The organism is Nocardia sp. AB354 (genome assembly GCF_049538315.1).
In the GTDB taxonomy this organism is placed as follows: domain Bacteria; phylum Actinomycetota; class Actinomycetes; order Mycobacteriales; family Mycobacteriaceae; genus Nocardia; species Nocardia nova.
Map to the genome: position 1 here is coordinate 12,401 of NZ_JBMVFU010000036.1, position 16,235 is coordinate 28,635.

The following is a 16,235-nucleotide window of genomic DNA, read 5'->3' on the forward strand; positions in this document are numbered from 1 at the left end:
CCGGTGGCCCACGCGCTTTCGTCGTCGACCGCCACGGTGAGCGTTCACGCCTCGTCCGGCGTTCCCTGCTGGGTGTCGTCGGTGACCCAGGCCGCGATCTGCGCGCGTGAGGTGAACGCGAGCTTGGTGAGGATATGTTCGACGTGGCCTTCGGCAGTGCGTTGGGAGATGACGAGCCGGGCGGCTATTTGCTTGTTGCTCAGTCCCTGTGCGACCAGATCGGCGACCTGCCGCTCACGCTTGGTCAACGTGGCGGGCGAGCGAGAGGCGGCGCCGGTGTGTGCCTGTCCGAGTGCGACGGCGACCGCGCCGTCCATACCTAATGATCGGCCGCGCCGGAATGCCGAATCGAATTTCCGTACCCCCAGAGCGCGGCGCGCCACCTGCTCGCATTCCTGGTGGAAGGGCGCGATCGTCGGATAGATCGTCGCGGCCCTGCTCACGACCTGCCAGATGTCATCGACCGCACCGAGCAGCACCGCGGCGCGTTCGGGATCGGCGTCGGCCACGATCCATGCCATCGACTCGAGGCAGAATGCGGCCGCTACGGGGCTGTTCAAGGTGCGGTTGAGTTGCAGCGCGGCGTGAATCAGTCGCTCCGCGCGCGATGCGTCGCCGTGCTGCCAGGCGGCCACCCCCAATCCGCGAAGCGCCCCGCAGCGATAGGACAACTCGCCGGATGTTTCGGTGACCGACAGCAGCTTCCGGCACCAGGCGGCGGTCTGCGCCATGTCCCCGCGCATTTCGTATGCCCATGCGAGGTAGGCCATGGCATTGACGTACATCACGGACGGCTTCGGTGAGGGAAGTACCTCGACCGCATTCGTGAGTGATGTGCACGCGCGAGTGAGGTCGCCGCGAATCAGGGCGAGTATGCCGACGGCGTGATCGATCTGTGCCCGGACGCTGGGGCGCGCGTCCTGTTCACCGAGAAGACGGGCCATCTGCAAAGAGGTCTGCGCGGCAGCAAAGTCGCCGTGTGCGGCAGCGAGCTGGATATCGGCCCGGAGTGCCTTGGCGCGATCAGGAATCGACCGGGCATCGGTGCGGGCGATGGCACGCTCGAGCCAGAGCCTTCCTTCGCCGTATTGTCCACGGAAGAACCAGAATTCGTACAATGCGGCCGTGGTGCGCAGTGCTGCGTCGGCCGCTTCGGAGGTCTCGTCGCCGAGCATGGCATCCAGTGCGTCACGAAGATTGGATTGCTCCCGGTCGATGCGGGCTATCCATTCGGGCTGCCGGTGGCTGAGCCAGCCGGCCTCGGCGTCCAGGACCAACTGCTGGTACCAGTCGCGGTGTCGCCGACGCAGTTCGTGATACTCACCCGACTCGTGCAACCGCTGCCGGCCGTACTCGCGCAGCGTTTCGAGCATCCGGAAGCGCACGACGGAATCGACTTCTTCTCGGATCAGAATCGACTTGTCCACCAGAGCGGAAAGCACATCGAGTGCGCTGTGCGGTGTCAGGTCCCGGCCCGCCACCTGTTCGGCGGCGTCGAGTTCGAAGGTGCCGGCGAAGACGGCGAGCCGGGCCCAGAGCCGCTGTTCGGTCGGAGTGCAGATGTCATAGCTCCAGTCGACGCACCATCGCAGCGTCTGTTGCCGCGTCGGTGCGGCGCGACTTCCGTGGGTGAGAAGTGCGTAGCGGTCGTCGAGGTGTTGCACGATCTGCTGGGCGGACATCGAACGCAGCCGGGCCGCGGCGAGTTCGATCGCGAGCGGCAAGCCGTCGAGCCGGGCACAGATCTGGGCGACGGCGGCCTGGTTCGTGTGGTCGAGCTGGAAGCCCGGCACGGCAGCGGCGGCGCGCTCGCTGAACAATGTCATCGCGTCGAAGCGGCGTCGCTGAGGGGCGGGTTCCTCGTCGCCGGGTGTGCTCAGCGGGGCCACCCGGACCACCGACTCGCCGGCGATGTTCAGGGGTTCCCGACTCGTCACCAGAATGCGCAGATCAGGACAGTTCCGCAGGACGTTATCGGACAGTTTTGCCGCAGCCTCCACCAGCTGTTCGCAGTTGTCCAGGATCAGCAGCGCTGTCGTGGTGCTGAGACGCTTGATCAGCACCTCGAGCAACGATGCGTCCGGTTCGTCCCGGATGCCGAGAGTAGCCGCGACCACGCTGGTCAGAAGCGAGAGGGTGGTGACGTCGGCGAGTTCCACGAACCACGTTCCGTCGGCGAAGTCCTGGCTTCGGGCCGCGGCGGCGCGCAGCGCCAGCCGCGTTTTTCCAACACCACCGATGCCGGTCAGCGTGACCAGCCGGGAGGACGTCAGAAGGTTCCGTATTTCCGACAGTTCGTTGCGACGGTTGATGAAACTCGTCAACTCCGCCGGCAGGTTCCCGCGTCCCCTGCCGCTGCCCGCATGCGGTGCCGGGGTCGGAACTCCGGTCTCCCGCACATCGGGGCCCGGCTCGCCCCGCAGTGCCATATCGTCGACCGGGAATCCGAGGCGCTGCTGGATCCGGCGGATGGACTCGCCGAAGGCGGCCGCCGAGGGACGGTCGCCGGGGTCGCGGCACATCGCCGTCGTCACGAGGACGGCCACGTCCTCGGGTATGCCGTCGCGCCGCAGCTCGGGTACCGGTTCGGTGGTGATGCGCAGGAACTGCGTCACCATGTTCTCTCCCCGCCGGCGTTCGAATGCCGCATGGCCGGTGAGCGCGCTGAACAGGGTGGCGCCCAATCCGTAGACATCCGAAGCGGGGCTCGGTGTCGCGCCTTCGAGCACCTCGGGTGCGGTGAAGGCCGGCGATCCGGTCAACGTACCCGCGGCGGTCCGGAAGCCGCCGGCGATGTGGGCGATCCCGAAGTCGGTCAACGCCGGCTCACCGTAGTCGGTGAGCAGGATGTTTCCGGGCTTCACATCGCGGTGCACGATGTCGAGGTGATGGGCGCTCTCCAGTGCCCCGGCGATCTTCACCCCGATCGAGAGCGCCTTCTGCAAGGAAATCGGGCCGTGCTCGCGGAGCAGGCGATCGAGTGAATCGGCCGGGTGGTACGGCATCACCAGGTAGGGGCGCCCGCTCGTGGTGCAACCGGCCTCGAGGATGGTCACGATGTTCGGATGCCCGGTCAGCCGGCCCATTGCCTGCTGCTCGCGAACGAACCGGGCCCGGTTGTCCGGGTCCAATTCCGTGGCCGAAACTTTCACCGCGACCGTTCGGTCCAGTGCTTCCTGCCGGCATCGATACACCACGCCGAAGCCGCCGCGCGCGATCTCGACGGCATCCTCGAAACCGGCGGCCGCCAGTTCCGCCGCGAGAGGCGCAACCACCTCACGACGCGTCTGCTGCGGGTCCTCGTCAGTCATTCGTCATGTGCATGCCCAGGCGTTTCCGGCGCTGGGCGGCACGCGCCTACCCGGCACCGAAGCCAGCGTATCGCCGAAGATCACCGTGTCGATGCGGTTACCGGCAATTGCTCTGCGGGGCGGGACACACGTGTCTGCGTCCCCGGACCGAATGAATCCGGCATGTTGGGGCGAGCTGGTGTTTCAGGGTTCGCGTTCGAAGACGGCGGCGAGGCCTTGGCCTCCACCGATGCACATGGTCTCGACGGCGTAGCGGGCGGCGCGGCGGTCGAGTTCGCGGAGCATGGTGGTGAGGATGCGGACGCCGGTCGCGCCGACGGGGTGGCCGAGCGAGATGCCGGAGCCGTTGACGTTGATCCGGTCGAAGTCCGAGGGCGCGAGTTTCCAGGCGGTGGTGCAGGCCAGGACCTGGGCGGCGAATGCCTCGTTGAGTTCGATGAGGTCGATGTCGGCGAGGGTGAGCCCGGCGCGCTGCAACGCGAGGTCGGTGGACGGCACGGGGCCGATACCCATCCGCGCGGGCTCGACGCCGACGACCGCCCAGGTGACCAGCCGCGCCAGCGGGCGCAGGCCGAGTGCGGCGGCCTTGTCGCGGGTGGTGACGATGCAGACGGCGGCGCCGTCGTTCTGGCCGCTGGCGTTGCCGGCGGTGACGGTCGACTGCGGATCCACCTTGTGCCGCACCGGTTTCAGCGCCGCGAGCGTCTCCGTCGAGATATCGCCGCGCGGATGCTCGTCGCGGGCGTGGGTGAGCTCGCCCTTGCGGGTGGTGACGGTGACCGGGACGATCTCGTCGGTGAATGTGCCGTTCTCGTGGGCCGCGACCGCGCGCCGATGAGAGTTCAGGGCCAGTTCGTCCTGGGCCTCCCGAGTGATCGAATACTCGGCGCGCAGATTCTCGGCGGTTTCGAGCATCCCGCCGGGGACGGGGTGGAAGCGGCCGCCCGCAGTGATGCGGCCGCGGTTGATGCGGTCGGCGAGCCGAGTGTCGTTGCCGCGCAGGCCGAAACGCAGCCCGAGGGCATAGTGCTCGGCCTGGCTCATGCTCTCGGCGCCACCGGCGAGGACCAGATCGCAGACACCGGTCTGAATTCGCATGGCGGCGTCGATCACGGCCTGCAGACCGGAACCGCAGCGGCGGTCCAGTTGCAGCCCCGGAACGCGCACGTCGAGTCGGGCATCGAGGGCGGCGACACGGCCGATCGCGGGCGCCTCGCCGTTGGGGTAGCACTGCCCGAACAGCACGTCATCGATATCGGATCCGGTGATCCCGGTGCGCTCGACGAGGGCCGTGACAACGGTCGCGGCGAGATCGGCAGCGGGAACGTCGGCGAACATGCCCCCGTACCGCCCGACCGGCGTGCGCAGCGGCTCACAGATGACGGCGTCACGCACAGCGACCGCCCGCCGTGGAAGCCACCGCGTGGTGACGGTGTGCGAACCGCGCGGAGACGCACAATGGTGGGCGATGCGGCCTCATGGTTCGGCCCTCCTTGTCGAGCATTCCTGGAAGTGTGTCCTCGAATAGTAGGAGATAATATATGATGCACAGAATTGCCACCCCGGTTCGAATGGCCGAAGTAGTGAATCGACGGCCCCGGAAGGATTCTCATGAGCCAGCTCTGCAACACCGCCGATCTCACCGATGTCCAACGCGACATCCTCCGGACCGTACGGGAGTTCGTCGACGAGCAGATACTGCCGGTGGCGACCGGGCTCGAACACGCCGACGAGTACCCGACGCTGATCGTCGATCGGATGAAGGAGATGGGCATCTTCGGGCTGACGATCCCGGAGGAGTTCGGTGGACTGGGGGAGTCGCTGCTGACCTACGCGCTGGTGGTGGAAGAGCTCTCGCGCGGCTGGATGAGCGTGTCCGGGATCATCAATACCCACTTCATCGTCGCCTATCTGCTGCTGCACCACGGCACCGAGGCGCAGAAGGCGAACTATCTGCCGCGGCTGGCCACGGGTGAGCTGACCGGCGCGTTCTCGATGTCGGAGCCGGGGCTGGGCTCCGACGTCAGCGCGATCACCACCACCGCTGTTCCCGACGGCGATACCTGTGTGATCAACGGCCAGAAGATGTGGCTGACCAACGGCGGTACCTCGAGCCTCGTCGCCGTCCTGGTCCGCACCCCGGAAGGCGCGGACAAGCCGCACCGGAATCTGACCGCGTTCCTGATCGAGAAGACCCCCGGCTTCGGCGAGGTCGCGCCCGGCCTGCAGATCCCGGGCAAGATCGAGAAGATGGGGTACAAGGGCGTCGACACCACCGAGTTGATCTTCGACGGCTTCCGCATCGGCGCCTCCGAAATCCTCGGTGGGACACCGGGACGCGGTTTCTATCAGATGATGGACGGCGTCGAGGTCGGGCGCGTCAACGTCGCCGCTCGTGCGGTCGGTGTCGCCAATCGCGCCTTCGAACTCGGCGTCTCGTATGCCCAGCAGCGGCACACCTTCGGCAAGCCGATCGCCCAGCATCAGGCCGTGCTGTTCCGTATCGCCGAGATGGGCACGAAGGTCGAGGCGGCGCATCAGATGGTGGTGCGCGCGGCGCGTGTCAAGGATGCGGGCAACCGCAACGATCTGGAAGCCGGGATGGCGAAATACCTTGCCTCCGAATACTGCCGAGACGTCGTGGAGGATGCCTTCCGTATTCACGGCGGATACGGCTTCGCCAAAGAATACGAGATCGAGCGCCTCTACCGAGAGGCCCCGATGCTGCTCATCGGCGAAGGTACCGCCGATATCCAGCGCATGATCATCGGGAGACGTCTATTGGAGAACTACGCCGAACGCTGACTGGGCGTCACCCTAGGCGGGGCCGACGCCCGGGCGCCGGAGCGCGACCGATGCGCCCCGGCGTCGCCGGGCGCCGTTGATGTCATTCGGCGCCTTGGTCTTTCGCTCGCGTTGTCACGCCACGGCGGCGGGCAGCAGTCCAAGCTGGGTCAGGAATGCGGCGTTGTCCCAATAGCCGCGGTGCTCGAAGACCTTGCCGCCCCGCATGGCGAAGGTGTCGATGAGCGGGAACCGGACTGCGCGGCCCGTCGGCGGTACTTCTCCCTGCGGCGTGGCCAGCGGCCCGGTGTGCGTTCCCGAGAAGTTCACCTCGGCGACAGCGCCGTCACCGTCGTGCCAGATGTTGCGCACCTCGATCTTCAGATCCGGGAACGCGGTGATGAAAGTCTGGATCATGCCACGCAGTTCGCCGATGCCCGACAGTGGGCCGGAAGGGAATTCGCACGCCACGTCGTCGGCGAACGGGCTCGCCGCGAGCTCCACGTCACCGGTGTTCAATCCCTGGTAGTGCGCTTCGATGAAGCCGCCCAGCAAGTCGCTCATATATGCCTCCGTATCGAAAGTGGTCGGCCCGAATCCGGGTACCGTCGACCATATTTCGAGCATTCGGCGGGAGGTGTCCGAGAAATTGGACACTCGCCCGCCGCGCAGTCCGGCGTCGCGATCGGTTACGTCGCGGGCTCGTCCCAGAATCCTTGGGCCTCCAGCGCGGCGATCGATGCCTTGGCACCCTCAAGAAAATGGCGTTCCATCGCTTTTCGCGCTGCCGCCGGCTTGCGGGATCGTAAGGCGGCGAGCACTTCTCGATGTTCGGCATCCGCGTCGGCGGCCAGGCGGGAGTGGGATTCGTAGAGTCCCAGGGGGAGTGGGGTGCCCAGCATGCGCAGGACGGTATTCATCCGTGGGGACTGCGCGGCGTGGTTGATCAGGCTGTGGAAGCGGAACGCCGCCTGGTCACGTTCGGATTCGGTGGCAGCGCGTTCCATCAGGTCCGCGAGCTTCTCGAGCTCGGTCAGTGCCGATTCGGACAGGGTTTCGGCAGCTCGTTCCGCCGCACGGCCGGATACGACCGCGAGCATCCAGTAGTGATCTTCGATGTCGCGCTTGGACATCGGAGCCACGAACGCTCCGCGACGGGGTATCAGTTCGATGATGCCTTCCCCGACGAGGGCGGACAGGGCTTCGCGGACCGGGATCTTGCTCATGCCGAGTTCCGAGCCGAGGGCTTCGGGATCGACCTTCGCGCCGGCCTTCAACTCGCGGGTGAAGATTCGACGCCGAATCTCATCCATGGCAACCTGTTTCAGGCTTGCGGGAAGAGTGACTGCCCGCGGTGAAGCGGCGTCGTTGTCTGTCATGTGACCGGAGTACCTCCGCGCTGCGTCTTCATCGTGTCGGCCGACCGGGTCGTAGTAACTCGGCCCGGATACGCCGAGTCAGAAGATCAAGTATATCGGCTACGGTATCCGATTCTGCTCGCGCTCGCTCCTCCACACAGCGGTGCCGAGGACGGCGTACCTACTGCCCTCAGAATTCTGTATACTAAATATTATTCTCGCCGAGAGGGGACCTGAGCGTGAACGACATCGTGCAGCCCGAGAGGGGCCCGACCGTCGCGTCGGTGCTGCGGCGCGGCTATCTCGATTACGCGGATCTGCCGGCGGTCGTCGAGCCATCGGGTGCGACTCTGACCTATCGCGAACTCGGCTCGCGGGCACGCCGGCTGATTTCCGGCCTGCGATCACTCGGCGCCGTCAAGGGGGACCGTGTTGTCGTCCTTACGGAGAATCGTCCGGAGTGTTTCGTCATCGATCATGCGCTGGCGATCGGCGGGTTCGTGCGGGTCGCGCTCAGTTATCGGCTGCATCCCGGTGAGGTGGCAGGGATCGTGCGCGACGCCGCCGCGCGGATCGTCATCGTCGACGCCGAGCGGGTAGCCGATGCGGCCACCGCGCTCGCGCCCTTCGAAGGCGTGATCGTGAGCCTGGACGACACGTCGGCCGACGATGTCGTGCCCCTCGACTCGCTGTACGCCGAGGTCGAAGCGGACGATGTCGAGATCCGGCCGGACGACCTGGTCTGGATGCCCTACACGTCGGGAACCAGCGGCAGGCCGAAGGGGGTCATGCACACCCACCGCAGCCTTCTGGCGATTCTGCGCAACATTTTGGTGGAGGTACCGGGCGCCGGGGCCTCGGATGTGCTCGTGCACGTCGCCCCGCTGACTCATCTGAGCGGGTACGCGATGATGGCCTACTTCCTACGGGGCGCACGGCAGATCGCGCTGAGCCACTTCGATCCGGCCGAGTTCGTCGACGTCGTCACCGCGCAGCGCGCGACGGTCCTGCCATTGGTTCCCACCATGATCAACATGCTGTTGCCGGTGCTGGAGGGCGGTTCCTACGACTTCTCGAGTGTGCACACCGTGCTCTACGGCGGGGCGCCGATGGCACCGGACCGGCTGGTGCGAGCCCTCGAGGCATTCGGCCCGGTATTCGTCCAATCGTACGGTCTCACCGAGATGCCCTATAACACGTGGCTTTCCAAGCAGGACCATGTGTTCGATCCGGCCGCGGGGGTTCCGGAGCGGCTGGCGGCGGCGGGGCGGGTGAGCCCGTTCGTGGACATGCGAGTGATGGCATCGGAGGATCGAGTCGCCGCCCCGGGCGAGGCGGGGGAAATCCAGGTACGTGGCGACGCCGCGATGGCGGGCTATTGGAATCTGCCCGAGGAAACGGCTGCGACGATTCTGGCGGACGGCTGGATCGCCACCGGCGATATCGGGCGCATGGACGACGGGTTCCTGTACGTCGTCGACCGCAAGAAGGACATGATCGTCTCCGGCGGATTCAATGTGTATCCGACGGAAGTCGAGAATGCGATCTACACACTCACCGGAGTGGCCGAGGTCGCTGTCGTCGGAATTCCGGATGAGCGATGGGGCGAAACGGTGCACGCGGTGATCGCCGTCCGGGAGGGATACCAGGTCAGCGCGGAACAGATCGAGGCCGCCTGTTTGGATTCCATCGCGGCCTATAAGCGGCCCCGTTCCGTCGAATTCGTGGACGAATTGCCCAAAACCGGTACGGGAAAGATCATGCGGCGCGAGGTGCGGAAGCGATTCTGGGTGGGGCGGGACCGGTTGGTGAACGGATAGCCGCCCGTCGAGCCGATATCGAATTCATCTCCACGGAAAGAGTTTTCATGACGTGTGACCTTGGCGCGACCACCCGAGGCTACGACTCGGTCGTCCGGGATGCGGTTCGCGATGCGAATATTCCGACCCTGCTCATGGTCTTGGTGCAACTGACCGGCGAGCGGCGCTGGTTGGCGGACCCCTACCGGCCCACCCGGGGCCGCGGCCTGGACGAGAACGACTCCGGTGGTCTTCCCGCGCCGATCCAGGATGAGATCCGCGCGGCGGCCGCGGCCGCCATCTCCCGATGGCACAACGGGCAGCCGGTGGCGATCCCGGAACCGGACGAGACATTGCTGACACACATGCTGTCGGTCTCGATCGGCGAGCAGGTGCCGGCGGAGTACGGACCCATGATCGCCGATGATCTGAATGCGGCTCGTGGCAGGGTGACCCGGGCTCGTGATGTGCCCGCGCCGCCGCCCGGCTTCTCGGCCGTCGTGATCGGCGCAGGCATCTCGGGCTTGCTCGCGGCGCATAACCTGCGCGAGATCGGCATCGACTGCACTGTCGTGGAACGCGGTGAGCGCGTGGGTGGTACATGGTGGAACAACCGCTACCCCGGGTGCGGCGTCGACGTGCCGAGCTATCTGTATTCGTTCTCCACCGTCGAGGCCGATTGGCCGCACTATTACGCCGACCGGGACGAGATCCACGACTACCTCGAGAATGTCGCCGCCGAGTGGGGAATCGAGGGCTCGATCAGATTCTCCACCGAAGTGACCGCGGCGCGATGGGACGAGGACGAAGGGCTCTGGACCGTCGAGACCGCCGGGCCCGACGGCGCGCGCGACGCACTTCGCGCGAACATCGTGGTCAGCGGAGTCGGCGCGTTCGGAAAGCCGAAACTCCCGGAAATCCTTGGGCTGGACCGCTTTCGAGGAATGTGGTGTCACACGGCGACGTGGCCGGAGGATGCTGATCTGGCGGGCAAGCGTGTCGGCGTGATCGGCAACGGCGCCAGCGCGATGCAGGTCGTGCCCGCCATCGCGGAATCCGTCGACGCGCTGACGGTGTTCCAACGCTCCGCGCACTGGGTAGCGCCGTTCGAGAAGTTCCGCACCGAGGTGCCCGAGTCGGTCCGATTCCTGTTGCGGGAGGTGCCGCTGTACCGGTCCTGGTATCGGCAGCGGCTGGCGTGGGTGCTCAACGACACTCTCTACGAGTCCTTCCACAAGGATCCGCGGTGGCCGCACCAGGAGCGCTCGATCAACGCGATCAACGACGGTCACCGCCGGTTCTTCACCCGATACCTCGAAGCCCAGCTCGAGGGACGGCCCCACCTGATCGAGAAGGCCACTCCGACCTACCCCCCGTTCGGGAAACGCATCCTGCTCGACAACGGCTGGTACCGGACGCTGCGGCGCGACGATGTCGAGCTGGTCACCGACTCGATCACCGAGATCACCGAGAAGGGAATCCGACTCGCGTCCGGACGAGAGGTCGAACTCGATGTCATCGTGTTCGCCACCGGATTCGACGTCGTGAACTTCCTGTCCTCGTTCGAAGTGACCGGCCGGTCAGGGCGCACACTTCGCGAGGTATGGGGTGACGACGACGCGCGCGCGTACCTCGGCACCACCGTCCCGGATTTCCCGAACCTGTTCGCACTGTACGGTCCCAATACCCAGGCCGGGCACGGGGGCAGCTTGATCTTCTATCTCGAATGCCAGATGCGCTATGTGACCAGCCTGCTGGCCAAAATGTTCGACGCCGGCGCGACGGTCGCCGAATGCCGCCCCGAGGTCAACGACAAGTACAACGACGATGTCGACGCCGCCCATGAGCGGATGATCTGGAGCCATCCCGGCTTCTCCACCTATTACCGCAACGCCCGCGGCCGCGTCGTGGTGGCCAATCCATGGCGGGTCGTGGACTGGTGGCATATGACCAAGGACGCCGACCTGTCGGACTACCGGCTCGGCGTGCGCACCGACCAATCCGCCGAGGCCCTACGGTGACGAACCGATTCGACCACAGCATCGCACTGGTGAACGCCGCCGCGGGCGCCGGAATCGGCTCCGCGGTCGCTCGTCGGCTACTGGCCGAGGGCGCCACGGTCGTCATCACCGATCGCAGTGCCAAACGTCTGGACAAGCTCGCCGCACAACTCGTCGAGGAATACCCTGGCGATCGCCTGACGTCGAGGGTTGTCGATGCCGCCGCCGAGGCCGAGGTCGAGGAAGTGTTCGCGAGCGTCGCCGACCGGCACGGGCGGCTCGATGTGTTGATCAACAACGTCGGACTGAACCAGCTTTCGCCGTTTCCCGAAACCACTCTCGAAAGCTGGGAGACGGTACTGCACACGTCGCTCACATCCCATTTCCTGCATGCCCGCGCCGCATGGCCGTTGCTTCGGAGATCGGCGGCGCCGGCGATAGTCAACGTCTCCTCGCTGGCGTCGGAATCTCCCGCGCCGTTCGGCGAGGTGGCCTACGCCTCCGCGAAGGCAGGCGTTCTCGGGCTTACCAAGGCCCTGGCCGTCGAGGGCGCGGCATTCGGTATTCGCGCGAATGCCGTTGTGCCCGGATTGATCTGGAACGAACGCCTGACGGCCGGAGTGGCTCCGGAATATGTCGACGCCTACCGTTCGAAGCGGCTGTTCGAGCGCGACGGGGAACCGGACGAGGTCGCTGACGTGATCATGTTCCTCGCGAGCACACAGAGCCGCAATGTGACCGGACAGACCGTGAAGGTCGGGGCCTGACATGGCCATCCCGGCGGATGAGGTGCGAGTATCGACCCCGTTTCCGCTCGACCCGCAGCTGGCGAATGCGGCGGCGCCACTATTGTCGGCGATGGCCCGTGCCACACCACCTCTGGTGGGCGACTGGGCGACTCGCAGGACGCTGGTCACCACACTGCTCCGGCGCCTTTCCCTTGCTCTCCCCGAGAACAAACAGATCACGCGCTCGTCGTGGGAGATCGTCACCGCCGACGGCGGGCGTATCCCGGCAACCTGGTACGAGCCGCCGGGGCGCGGAGCGGGGCCGGCGGCAGTGTTCCTGCACGGCGGCGGCATGATCCTCGGCAGTGTCGCGGTATTCGATCGGATGATCTCGAAATATGTTGCCGACAGCGGCGTTCCACTGCTGGCGGTCGACTATCGGCTGGCTCCCGAGCATCCGCATCCGGCACCCGTCGAGGACTGCTTCGCCGCTGTGGTGTGGTTGCACGAGAACGCCGCTGAACTCGGCGTGGATCCGGGCAGAATCGGCATCGTCGGAGAAAGTGCGGGTGGCGGACTCGCGGCCGCGGTGGCCTTGCTGGCCCGCGACCGCGGTGGCCCACCGATAGCGCGCCAGATGCTCGTCCAACCGATGCTGGACGACCGTACGATCGACCCGGACCCGCACATCGCGCCCCACGCGTTCTGGACCTACGACGACAACGAGACCGGATGGCGCGCGCTGCTCGGAGAGCACTTCCGAGACGGGAGTGTCGAGCCGTATGCCGCGCCCGGCCGATGCACCGAATTTCACTGTCTCCCACCGGCGTATCTCGAGGTGGGCGAGATCGACATCTTCCGGGACGAGACGATTCGATACGCGTCCGGCCTCGCGGCGGCCGGTGTAACCACCGAGCTCCACGTAATCCCCGGTGTCACGCACTCTTTCGAATGGGTCGCGCCCCGGACGGACGCGTCCGTTCGTTCGATGGCCGGACGAGTTCGATGGCTGCGCATGCTGTGACGCCGATAACCGTGCGACCGCCGGATACGCCGGCGCCGAACTGTCGCCGCCACAGAAGGAGGAACGCAATGGTCGATGACCGAAGGCTCGAGGAGATGTCGGCCAAGCAGGCCATCGCGGACCTGTTGTCGACATATTGCCGGGGCATCGACAGGTGCGATGCCGAACTGGTGAAGCAGGCGTTCTGGCCGGACGCCTTTGACAACCACGGCGCCGACGCCGGTCCGGCGTGGGAATTCGCCGACCGGATCGTCGCCGCCAAACTCGCCCGAACCGAATGGACGACCCACGCGGTCACCAACCACCTGGTCGAGGTCGACGGCGACCGAGCATTCTCGGAGGCGATTGTGCTCACCTTCCAAAAACAAAGCGGCAGCGAGGAAGTCAGCATCTTCTGTGGCCGCTACGTCGATCGGGTCGAGTGCCGCGAGGGTGTCTGGCGGATCGCCTATCGGCAGATGATCCACGACTGGAGCGGCTCGACCGTGCTGGCCCCGTGGGCGTTGTCGAGTGTCGCGAGTGGTGCGTTCGTGCAGGGCGCACGGCGCGGCGACGACATCGTGACCGGCCCGGGCCGGCAGCGGTTGATGAACGACGAGTTCGCGAGGGATTGATCAGGGCTGCCCTATCGCTGGGTCACCAGCGTGGCGTCCGGTCCGTCGGAGAACAGCAGTCCGGTATCGATCGGTGGGTTTCCGGTGGGGGCGAGGCTCCCGTTGGGGGCGATGGAGTATGAGTGGACCTGTGTGGTGCCGTGCGCTGTCAGTGCGTCGATGAGGAAGACACGGTGGGCCGCTTCGTCGAGGACGACCCGGCCGGGCAGGGTGGCCGCGGGGGCGGGGTAAGGAGAGCCGGGGAGCGGGGTCAGTACGCCGTTGTCGCCGATGCTGAGGCCGCCGATCGAGTCGCTCATCGCGGTGGCGATGTACAGTCGCTTGCTGTCGGCGGTGATCGCCGGGCCGTGCGGAAGGACTCCGGCGCGGTAGGGCGAGCCCGGTGTGGGGGTCAGCTGACCGTCGGGGCCGATGGCGAAGCCGGCGATACCGTCGCTGGCCTCATTGCTGACATAGAGGAAGCGGCCGTCGGGCGTAACACTCTGCAGGGTGGGCTGCAAGCCTGCGAATATCGGCCCGGCGACCGGGCGCAGACTGGCGTCGGGTTGAACGGCGTAGCTGGACACGGTCAGGTTGATCCAGCTGGCGGTGAACAGGAATCGGCCGTCGGGAGACAGTGTGGGCATGGTCAGTGCGCTCAGGCCCGGCAGCTGTGTGGGGGGCGCTCCGGTGGGCGTGAGCGCCCCGGAGGGGGCGATGTCGTACGAACGGACTTCGTTGACGGCGCCGCCGATCGTGGCAAAGAGGCGAGATCCGTCGGGGCTGACGACGAAGCCGACCGCCGGAGCGCCGAGGTCGAGCTGCGCGCCGGGTACAGGAGTCAGCTTGCCGTCGGCGCCGAGGTGGAATCCGCTGATCGTGCCCGAAACCGTATGTGCGACATAGACGGTGTTTCCGTCGGGCGTTGCGGTCAGTGACAGGGCGCCGGTCCCGGTGGGGAAGGGAGAGCCGGGAACCGTGGACAGGGCGCCGGCGTCCTCGACGCGCAGAACCTCGATATTCGACGACGCCGCGCCGGCGATGACCAGGAAGTGGTCCGGCGTGGCCGCCGTCGCGATCGGCGACCCGGCCCAGCCGCCACACGTGAGGGCTACCGCCGCCGCCAACCCCAGTGCGGCGCCTTTCGCCGTGCGAGCCGTATTCTCGAACACATCAACCTCCGTATTTCCGGTGAGCGGCATCGCTCACGCGAAGCAGCGGATCGCACATCCTGGACGAGGAAATAGGGCTCAGGAAATCCGGCCCTCGACCGGGTGGCCGTAAGCTCCGCGACCCCGCGGCCCGAGGTCGATGCCCCAGGGCGGAATCCATGCGGATGACGATGGCGATCTCTGCTTCCGGGGAGACGCTACGCAGCTCGGCGGGTGGTGGAGTCCAGGAAATTGGACAGTCCGGCCCGACAGCATCCGCTGAATCTGCACGGCCACACCGGATTTCGCATTCGGTGCAACGGCGCGATAGTTCAGTGTCAGTCTTCCCGGCCGGTCATCCGGGTCATAGGGACCGGCGCGTGCCATCCGCACGGCAGTCCGCAGGTCGCGATGATCTCGTGGTCGGAACTCCCGTCGGCGTAGTGACGGCTGATCAGGGACGCCGAGGCCGGATAACCGCAGTCGGCGCATCGGCCGAAATAGTCCAGGAGTTCATGAACGTGGGTTCGAGTGGGGAAAGACATGTTGGGCCCGGTCAGCAGTTCCGGTCGGCCTGCGCTATATCGGACACCGGTGCGTTCCATGAGGTGAGAATGCGTAGCTTCTCGTGAGAGGTGGTTCCGGGCTGGGCCGACCACAGCACCAGTTGCTGCTCCGGATCGCCCGCATACCGGAAGGTGTCCCAGTCCAGGGTCAGCTCACCGACCTCCGGGTGATTCAGGGTTTTGGTGCCGAATTCCTGCCGCGCGACATGGCGGGCCGCCCACCATTGCCGGAACTGGGGGTCGGCGATGGAAAGCTCACCCACCAGAGTCGACAGCTGGGGATCGGCGGGGTTGGTCGCGGCATCCATGCGCAGGATGGCGACGCACGTCTTCGCGACCCCCTCCCAGTCCGCGTAGAGGGCCCGCATGGCGGGGTCGGTGAATACCATGCGCACGTAATTACGTTGCCGCACCGGCATTTCGGAGAAGTCGGTAAGCAGCGCCGCGGCCAGATGATTCCACGCGAGGATGTCGAGATAGCGGCCGAAGACCAGGGCGGGGGTATCGGTGAGCTGGTCGAGCAGTCGCTGGATTTGCGGCCGCACGATCGGCTGGCGGCGCTTGGGTGCGCTACGACGGTCGGCCTGGTGAACAAGGCTCTCCACGTAGGCGCGCTGATCGTCGTCCAGTCGCAGTGCGTGCACGAGGGCTTCCAGGACCTGTTCCGACGGAGCCAGGCGCCCTTGCTCGACGCGGGTGTAATAGTCCTGGCTGATGGCGACCAGATCGGCGACCTCTTCACGGCGCAGGCCACTGACGCGTCGGGTGGAACTGCCACGCAGAGGCAGCCCGACATCGGCGGGTGTGAGCTCGCCGCGCCGGGCCTTGAGAAATTCGCCCAGTTCGCGCAGGTGGGGCGCCCTGTCGGTCATACCTCCACGGTATGCGCTGACAAGGGGCGCATGCCTGGGAGAATTTACT

Annotated in this window: 12 protein-coding genes; 6 read left to right on the forward strand and 6 right to left on the reverse strand. The window is 66.3% G+C overall.

The window, feature by feature from the left end:
- Positions 1 to 44: 44 nt before the first annotated feature.
- Positions 45 to 3,311: a protein kinase domain-containing protein gene (locus tag ACPCUW_RS32885; RefSeq protein WP_423429190.1), complete on the reverse strand. Its 3,267-nt coding sequence runs from the start codon at positions 3,309 to 3,311 to the stop codon at positions 45 to 47.
- A gap of 183 nt (positions 3,312 to 3,494) precedes the next feature.
- Positions 3,495 to 4,706 carry an acetyl-CoA C-acetyltransferase gene (locus ACPCUW_RS32890; protein ID WP_423429191.1) on the reverse strand — a complete coding sequence of 404 codons (1,212 nt, stop codon included), beginning with the start codon at positions 4,704 to 4,706 and terminating at the stop codon, positions 3,495 to 3,497.
- A 216-nt stretch (positions 4,707 to 4,922) separates the two neighbouring features.
- Here ACPCUW_RS32890 and ACPCUW_RS32895 point away from each other — a divergent pair, with 216 nt between their 5' ends.
- Entirely contained in the window at positions 4,923 to 6,116 is a 1,194-nt protein-coding gene (locus tag ACPCUW_RS32895; RefSeq protein WP_423429192.1) for an acyl-CoA dehydrogenase family protein, read from the forward strand.
- Between the two features lie 114 nt (positions 6,117 to 6,230).
- Here the strand turns inward: ACPCUW_RS32895 and ACPCUW_RS32900 are convergent, their stop codons facing one another.
- Together ACPCUW_RS32900 and ACPCUW_RS32905 are read right to left on the reverse strand one after the other, a co-directional pair.
- Positions 6,231 to 6,659, reverse strand: coding sequence for an ester cyclase (locus ACPCUW_RS32900; RefSeq protein ID WP_423429194.1), 429 nt, complete (start codon positions 6,657 to 6,659; stop codon positions 6,231 to 6,233).
- Positions 6,660 to 6,784: 125 nt separating this feature from the next.
- Positions 6,785 to 7,474: a GntR family transcriptional regulator gene (locus tag ACPCUW_RS32905; protein ID WP_195050168.1), complete on the reverse strand. Its 690-nt coding sequence runs from the start codon at positions 7,472 to 7,474 to the stop codon at positions 6,785 to 6,787.
- Positions 7,475 to 7,692: 218 nt separating this feature from the next.
- Between ACPCUW_RS32905 and ACPCUW_RS32910 the strand changes: the two genes are divergently transcribed.
- The 5 genes from ACPCUW_RS32910 to ACPCUW_RS32930 all read left to right on the forward strand — a co-directional run bounded on the left by ACPCUW_RS32910 (position 7,693) and on the right by ACPCUW_RS32930 (position 13,618).
- The gene (locus tag ACPCUW_RS32910; protein ID WP_423429195.1) at positions 7,693 to 9,273 is read left to right on the forward strand and encodes an AMP-binding protein; all 1,581 of its coding nucleotides are present in this window, start codon (positions 7,693 to 7,695) and stop codon (positions 9,271 to 9,273) included.
- Positions 9,274 to 9,320: 47 nt separating this feature from the next.
- Positions 9,321 to 11,273, forward strand: a complete 1,953-nt coding sequence (locus ACPCUW_RS32915) for a flavin-containing monooxygenase (RefSeq protein WP_423429197.1) — start codon at positions 9,321 to 9,323, stop codon at positions 11,271 to 11,273.
- Entirely contained in the window at positions 11,270 to 12,019 is a 750-nt protein-coding gene (locus ACPCUW_RS32920; protein WP_423429199.1) for an SDR family NAD(P)-dependent oxidoreductase, read from the forward strand. The genes ACPCUW_RS32915 and ACPCUW_RS32920 overlap by 4 nt, the downstream gene beginning before the upstream one ends.
- Before the next feature lies 1 nt (position 12,020).
- Entirely contained in the window at positions 12,021 to 13,004 is a 984-nt protein-coding gene (locus tag ACPCUW_RS32925) for an alpha/beta hydrolase (RefSeq protein ID WP_423429200.1), read from the forward strand.
- A 68-nt stretch (positions 13,005 to 13,072) separates the two neighbouring features.
- Entirely contained in the window at positions 13,073 to 13,618 is a 546-nt protein-coding gene (locus ACPCUW_RS32930; protein ID WP_387251668.1) for a nuclear transport factor 2 family protein, read from the forward strand.
- An 11-nt stretch (positions 13,619 to 13,629) separates the two neighbouring features.
- On the opposite strand, the gene ACPCUW_RS32935 is transcribed toward ACPCUW_RS32930, so the two are convergent.
- Together ACPCUW_RS32935 and ACPCUW_RS32940 are read right to left on the reverse strand one after the other, a co-directional pair.
- Positions 13,630 to 14,769: a lactonase family protein gene (locus ACPCUW_RS32935; RefSeq protein ID WP_198163752.1), complete on the reverse strand. Its 1,140-nt coding sequence runs from the start codon at positions 14,767 to 14,769 to the stop codon at positions 13,630 to 13,632.
- A 535-nt stretch (positions 14,770 to 15,304) separates the two neighbouring features.
- Positions 15,305 to 16,186, reverse strand: a complete 882-nt coding sequence (locus ACPCUW_RS32940) for a helix-turn-helix transcriptional regulator (protein WP_423429202.1) — start codon at positions 16,184 to 16,186, stop codon at positions 15,305 to 15,307.
- Positions 16,187 to 16,235 lie beyond the last annotated feature (49 nt).

What these genes read in the sequence shown, in the direction of transcription:
- ACPCUW_RS32885 (WP_423429190.1), bottom strand. Translation starts at nt 3,311, where the DNA reads ATGACTGACGAGGACCCGCAGCAGACGCGTCGTGAGGTGGTTGCGCCT.
- ACPCUW_RS32895 (WP_423429192.1), top strand. Translation starts at nt 4,923, where the DNA reads ATGAGCCAGCTCTGCAACACCGCCGATCTCACCGATGTCCAACGCGAC.
- ACPCUW_RS32900 (WP_423429194.1), bottom strand. Translation starts at nt 6,659, where the DNA reads ATGAGCGACTTGCTGGGCGGCTTCATCGAAGCGCACTACCAGGGATTG.
- ACPCUW_RS32905 (WP_195050168.1), bottom strand. Translation starts at nt 7,474, where the DNA reads ATGACAGACAACGACGCCGCTTCACCGCGGGCAGTCACTCTTCCCGCA.
- ACPCUW_RS32915 (WP_423429197.1), top strand. Translation starts at nt 9,321, where the DNA reads ATGACGTGTGACCTTGGCGCGACCACCCGAGGCTACGACTCGGTCGTC.
- ACPCUW_RS32925 (WP_423429200.1), top strand. Translation starts at nt 12,021, where the DNA reads ATGGCCATCCCGGCGGATGAGGTGCGAGTATCGACCCCGTTTCCGCTC.
- ACPCUW_RS32930 (WP_387251668.1), top strand. Translation starts at nt 13,073, where the DNA reads ATGGTCGATGACCGAAGGCTCGAGGAGATGTCGGCCAAGCAGGCCATC.
- ACPCUW_RS32940 (WP_423429202.1), bottom strand. Translation starts at nt 16,186, where the DNA reads ATGACCGACAGGGCGCCCCACCTGCGCGAACTGGGCGAATTTCTCAAG.